Raw genomic sequence first — 600 nt, 5'->3', positions numbered from 1 at the left:
TTCCGGCAGGTGCAGGGTGAAGTGCAGCTTGTAAAGGAACGACATCAGGTGCTCCGGGTGCAGGGAGATTTTCCCCCACTCGCGCTTGCCGACAATCTCGCCGGTGACCGGGTCCAGGAAGGCGTGGTCGTAACCCAGTTCATAACGCCGGCCGGTATCCGGGTTCACTTTGGCATCCACCCAGATTTCCGCGTTATGGCCGGGTTCGGCTTCCAGGCCAAAGAAGCTGGCACGCACCCGGGGGTCGGCGTCTTCCACATGGCGCACCAGCTCGAGCATGGGCAGTGGTTCGCCCTGACTCTGGCTTTTAAACAGGTGGGGGTTGAGCCACTCGTCCAGCTCGTGGTCCCAGGAAATCAGTGCCCCGGTCAGACCGGCAATAATCAGGAAAACGGCAATGAAAAGGCCGAACCAGCGATGAAGCAGAACCAGAAATGCGCGCATGGGAAATCCAACCGGGGCTGACAATGCGGCGCAGCCTAGCATAAAAGGGAATCGTTCTCATTACAGAATGTGTTGATCAGACACCGGGCTGACGGGGGGCCCATAGTGGGTAGGGAATGCCGGCCAGTCGATTGATTACGAAGGCCTGGCCAACCA

The 600-nt window shown here is 59.0% G+C and carries 1 protein-coding gene; it reads right to left on the bottom strand.

Features of this window, described 5'->3' with window-relative positions; genetic code table 11:
• A partial coding sequence (locus A3754_RS25710) for a PepSY domain-containing protein (protein WP_197468881.1) occupies positions 1-444 on the bottom strand: 444 nt, incomplete at its 3' end.
• Between the last annotated feature and the right edge of the window lie 156 nt (positions 445-600).

It is taken from the genome of Alcanivorax sp. HI0083 (genome assembly GCF_001635175.1).
This window is presented reverse-complemented; position numbering and strand designations above follow the sequence as displayed.